This is a genomic window from Bartonella sp. CR127HXZ, assembly GCF_042194555.1.
GTDB lineage: Bacteria > Pseudomonadota > Alphaproteobacteria > Rhizobiales > Rhizobiaceae > Bartonella > Bartonella grahamii.
This window is the reverse complement of sequence record NZ_JBHIMZ010000034.1, coordinates 1-5,345: the sequence shown is the minus strand read 5'-3', so window position 1 is coordinate 5,345 and position 5,345 is coordinate 1. Positions and strand designations below refer to the sequence as shown.

General features: G+C 41.0%; 4 protein-coding genes and 1 pseudogene. All 5 read left to right on the top strand.

Translation table 11 applies throughout. The features are described 5' to 3' along the window. Positions 1–335 precede the first annotated feature (335 nt). Complete coding sequence (locus ACFIKY_RS08735) at positions 336–1,514, top strand: YbfB/YjiJ family MFS transporter (RefSeq protein ID WP_375661714.1); 1,179 nt, start codon at positions 336–338, stop codon at positions 1,512–1,514. A 95-nt stretch (positions 1,515–1,609) separates the two neighbouring features. Continuing rightward, positions 1,610–3,478 (top strand): FAD/NAD(P)-binding protein, encoded by a 1,869-nt coding sequence (locus tag ACFIKY_RS08730; RefSeq protein ID WP_375636592.1) that lies wholly within the window; start codon positions 1,610–1,612, stop codon positions 3,476–3,478. An 88-nt stretch (positions 3,479–3,566) separates the two neighbouring features. After that, complete coding sequence (locus tag ACFIKY_RS08725) at positions 3,567–4,808, top strand: hypothetical protein (protein WP_375636591.1); 1,242 nt, start codon at positions 3,567–3,569, stop codon at positions 4,806–4,808. A gap of 14 nt (positions 4,809–4,822) precedes the next feature. After that, positions 4,823–5,032: a 2-hydroxymuconate tautomerase family protein gene (locus ACFIKY_RS08720; RefSeq protein ID WP_015856802.1), complete on the top strand. Its 210-nt coding sequence runs from the start codon at positions 4,823–4,825 to the stop codon at positions 5,030–5,032. A gap of 86 nt (positions 5,033–5,118) precedes the next feature. Next, positions 5,119–5,345, top strand: a pseudogene (locus tag ACFIKY_RS08715) (phage tail protein); the annotation flags it as partial.

Genomic DNA, 5,345 nt, shown 5'->3' with positions numbered 1-5,345 from the left:
GATATTTTGGTCGCACCTGATGAAGCTGTAGCTTTGGGGGATATTGTTTTGTCTGAACGGGGGCGTGCTTATTGATGTCTTCGTTGTTATTGCTGCTTAATTACAGCCATTATTTTTCTGAAAAAGAAGCTTTGTAGGGAGAAGAGCATACATGGAGCAGGGCGTAAAACGATGAAATGCATATAACTGATCCAGTAATGTTGACAATAATCGCTCAATATGTTGCTCTGGTTACTTAAACAAATGGCTAGATTGGCTTTTATTCTCTGAGATAAGTGCTACTATTGATGAGATAGAATGCGGATGAGCGAATTATTAGTTAAGGAATTAGAGTAATGGGGGGAAAAAATAATCGTCAAGATTTGAGTTGTTTCGGAATCGCTGTATTCGGTATGATTATTATGATTTTGGGGATGGGGATTGGGCGATTTTTCTATACGCCGGTATTTCCAGTTATGTTGGATGAAGGATTGTTTACCTTTAAGCAACTTTCTTATATAGCTAGCGCTAATTATGGCGGTTATTTAGTTGGGAGTATGTTTTTTTCGTTTTGCAGAGTTGGGAATATATCCCGTGCTCCCTACATGCTATTTGGTGCAGCTATAGTGACGAGTGCACTTATTTTTGCCATGGCGTTAACAACAAACTTTTACTTGGTCTTCTTTATCCGCTTTGCTGCCGGTATCGCGAGTGCAGCAATGATGATTTTTGGTTCTATTACGGTTATGCAGCATACTCACAAGCTGTGGGTTATTGCTTCGCTTTATGCAGGTGTGGGAGTTGGTATTCTACTGGGTAATGAGTATGTTATTATTGGTTTGAGTAAATCGCTGAACGCGAAAAATATTTGGTTTGGAGCTGGTTTAATATCTGTTGTATTGTTGCTCTTGTTGTTTATTTTATTTCCACGTCGTGTTGATGCGTCTCAATTTGCTGGTAATGAGTCATTGGCACACGAAAATATCGTTTGGTGGGAACTCGCTCTGATTTATGGGCTCGCTGGGTTTGGTTATATTATTGTCGCGACATATCTTCCTCTGATGGCGAAAACATTTAATTTCCCACTACTCGCTAACCATTTATGGTCGTTTGTCGGAATAGCCATTGTTCCTAGTTGTTTCATTTGGTTATGGGGAGCCCATCGGTGGGGGGTATTACGTTGTCTGATGCTCAATTTGCTTATCCAAGGAGGATGCGTATTACTGACATTATTCAGCCAGTCTCTTGTACTGATAGTTCTCAGTTGCATAGGGTTTGGATTTACTTTTATGGGGACGACCTCTCTAGTTATGCCGTTAGCTAAGCGTTTATATGCGCCGTATGGCATAAATCTGCTAGGCTTGGCTACCTTAACTTACGGTTTTGGCCAAATATTAGGACCTCTCTTGACGAGTTTTTTACAGTTTGGTTCACATGCCATTGCGCTTTCCGTTATCTGTGGTGCTGTAGCGCTTTTTGCTGCTGCTGGAATCTGCCAATATTGTCTTTGTAAAAAGGTCGTTGGCGTTTCATAAACCCGCAATCTTCACTAAAAAGTCGAGAGAATTTATTACGTTCTTTTTGAAACATTTTGTGAAAGTCAAATTATTCTAATAGGGGAGATTAAAGAATGCTTCACTCTACAGTCGCTATTTTGGGCGTTGGTCCTCGTGGGATCAGTATTCTCGAACGCTTGCTCACACTTTATTCCCATTATCCATTTTCTGGGAACATTGATATTTTATTGATTGATCCCAATGAGATGGGAACCGGTACCCATAGTGTGCATCAGCCAGATCATTTATTGGTTAACACTGTTGCTTGCCAGATTACTTTATTTGGTGATGATACAGTTAAGGGTGTAGGGCCTATTCGGAAGGGACCGAATTTCTATCAATGGGCTATTCAACAAGGTTATCGTAATATTAACGGTGTTTTTTCTCGTACAGAGCATAATGTTGGGAAAGAAATCAAAGAAAATGATTATTTATCACGTCGTTTGTTAGGGGAATACCTGTCTTGGGCTTACCAAGAGCTCACGCAAGATTTACCTTCCGGTATTCGTATTAAGGAGATCCGACAAAAAGTTATCAATCTCTATATCCACCAAGATAATAAAACGGATATTCTTTTGGAAGATGGCTATCGTTACAGTGTAGATTTTGTTTATATTACCACGGGTCACGGTAAGAATACATATTCATCGCATGATGAAAATCTGCAACAGTTTGTGGCTGGTCATCAAATGAAAAATGCGCTTTTGAACTATTATTCGAATCCTTATCCAATTGAAAAGTTGGACTCTATACAATCTCAGTCTCGTGTGCTGGTGCAGGGAATTGGATTAACTAGCTATGATGTCTTGTCGCAATTGACTTACGGTCGCGGTGGGACTTTTACTGAAAATGCTGGACAATTGTGCTACATGCCAAGCGGCAAAGAACCGAAGATAGCTCTATTCTCCCGTCAAACATTGCCTTTTAGTAGTCGCGGGATTAATCAAAAGGGTGGTAGTGGGCAATACATACCATCATTCCTTACTCTCGATGCAATACATCATCTGCGTAAGCAATCCAGCATTGCTAACGGTTCTCCGAAGCTGGATTTCGAAACGCAGCTTTTACCTCTGTTGCTTAAAGAAATGTGTTATGTCTATCGAAGTACGCAGCTGGGGCACTGGCTAGACCCTGAAACCTATGTTGTTACTTCCAAAGACGAGCAGTGTATTCAAGCGTTGCTGTATCCTCATCGAAATAAAATATTTGCCTCTTTGAAGGATTATACAAGATTCTTCATGGAGCATTTGAAGGACGATCTTCATTCTTCCGCTGCAGGTAATGTTGATGGCCCAGTGAAAGCTGCTACAGATGTGCTACGAGATGTCCGTGATATCTTACGTTCAGCAATTGATTTTTGCGGGTTAACGTCTTCATCTCACAAGTACTTTATTGAATATTTTAATCCAAACTTTAACCGTATTTCTGTCGGCCCACCGATGCAGCGAAACCAAGAGTTGAAGGCTCTGATGGAGGCTGGTATCGTGACTTTGGCTGGCGGACCTTCACCTAAACTTGTTCTCAATGCTAGTACTAGCCGTTTCGAAATTCAGTCTGTTTTCCAAGATGAAAACAGTTCAGTTGATGGAGATGTGCTGATCACGGCCAAGATTGATAGTTTTTCTCCGTTGCGTGATGAGTCTCCTTTTATCAAAAATTTGGCTGCTCAGGGTATCATCCGGCCATTTATCAACCAAGGATATCATCCTGGTGGTATTGATATTGACTGTCAGCAGCATCCTATAGATACTAAAGGACAAGTACAAAATACATTATGGGTGGTAGGTAATCCAGTAGAGGGGGCCAATTTTTATACATATATTTTGCCTAGACCTTTAGTTAATTCGCGTGCACTGCGGGATGCAGGGCACTGTGTCATTGACATGTACGAGCAGCTTCTTAATCGCCACTCAGTCAAAGATTCAACAATTAATGTACATTGATGATGTAAAAAGCTTCCTGATACGCATGTCCTTCGTATCCGCTATAATAGCGATGCTGATGCTATTCATTTTTCTTATATCTATCTCAATGAGAACTTGGTTTCTTATTCCATTGGCTGGAGTGACTGTTTTCGGTTATTTGCTTTTGACGATACCATACTGGTGGTTGAAGGGGAATGCACGCAGTGGTGTGGTCATCCTGTTGGCTTGTACTTTAGTGCTGATATGGCGTTGGCATTTTCCTGATGTTAGTACTGTGCTTGTGCGTTTTACTGATGTCTTTTGGCTATTACTCGCCATGGGATTGTTGCGCCATGTGATGAATATATGGCGTATTTCAGAATTTCTCTCTGAACGGTTGATGCGCTATGGAAAGGGTTCGCTTACCCTGTCCATCGCGATACTGACTGCGTTTCTAGCTTGGCCGATGAGTTTGGGGGTTATCCCCCTAATGATTGATGCCTTGAAGAAAAGTGTTTTTCCCTCTCGCCATTTGGCCGCTATTGTGATGCGAATGATGAGCATCACAATGGTACTGATGCCAACCAGCATCGGTGCAGCAACAGTTTTCTCTGCTATGCCTAGAACACCAATATTCACATCCGCTGCTTTGGGGATACCACTTTTTCTATTCAGTCTGTTGTTGTTGTGCCTTTCTCCTGTTGTACCGCTAGCTAATCCGATTATTTGCGATGAGAGGAGAGCGAATAAAGAAGGAGAGAGATTAAGAATTTGGATTTTTTTGATATTGTTCTGGCTAACATTTATCGTTGCGTTGACAGTTATCAGGTTGAATGCACTAGAAAGCATTGCGTTGACGGCGAGCATTCTATATGTCATTGAGCGTGGGAGTTCACGCAGTGTTGATTTTTTGACTCCTTTGGTGGCAGTGATACGCAGTATATCAAGTGAAATTCTGTTGTTGCTAGGTTGTAGTCTGCTAATATCTACTTGTGATTTGCTTATTCCTTTGTTGCCGGTGACGTTTAGTCACTCATTGGCATCACTCTCTGTTTGGCAGCGCTATGCCTGTATTCTCTTCGTATTGCCAATTTTCAGTGTAGCAGGAATTCACCCTATGGTGCTATTTAGTTTGGCATTTCCCTTACTAGGGTCATCGATAACTTATGGGGTTACGGATTATTTGGTTTGGATTTGCTTCTTTATTGCAGCTCAACTCCTTTCTCCTGTATCGATAAATGCTATTTTTGCTTCCAGTAGCCTGCATATTTCACCGGTGGATACGAGCTTTAAAATGCATAGCTATTATGTATTAATATTTAATCTTTTTGCGTTCATTTATTTGAGCTTTTTTGTACAATATTTGTAAATTATGGAGATCTTATGCCTTACATAAACATTAAAATTACTAATGAAGGGGTTACCTCTGAACAGAAACGGCAACTAATAGAAGGGGCAACTCAATTATTAGTTAATATTCTGAATAAAAATCCGAAAACGACTGTTGTAGTGATTGATGAGGTGGAGACAGACAATTGGGGTATTAATGGTGTTCCCGTTACAGAATTAAGGAAAGATCAAAATAAAGAATAACTCTATGTATTTGACAATAATTTAAGGTCAATAGGGTTAATCAATATAAAAAATCACGTCCTTTAGCAACATTTGATCAGACCGCCATTGGGGCGGTTGTCACAGCCCCTGATGCTGATGCACAGACCTATCCCCTCAACGAGCCTGTTCTTCTCTTTACGCATGAGGGTGAGAAAATCCAAAAGCTTGGGGCAAGAGGCACGGCTCTTGATGTTATTAATGCTGCGCGCGCGCAGGGGATTGAGGCACAAATTATCCTTGTGCGTGTGGAAGAAAAATCAACCATTGCTGAGACACAAACTGAGATGGTGGG

Excerpts from the sequence above, each read along its gene's own strand:
- ACFIKY_RS08735 (WP_375661714.1), top strand. The coding sequence starts at position 336 with ATGGGGGGAAAAAATAATCGTCAAGATTTGAGTTGTTTCGGAATCGCT.
- ACFIKY_RS08730 (WP_375636592.1), top strand. The coding sequence starts at position 1,610 with ATGCTTCACTCTACAGTCGCTATTTTGGGCGTTGGTCCTCGTGGGATC.
- ACFIKY_RS08725 (WP_375636591.1), top strand. The coding sequence starts at position 3,567 with ATGAGAACTTGGTTTCTTATTCCATTGGCTGGAGTGACTGTTTTCGGT.
- ACFIKY_RS08720 (WP_015856802.1), top strand. The coding sequence starts at position 4,823 with ATGCCTTACATAAACATTAAAATTACTAATGAAGGGGTTACCTCTGAA.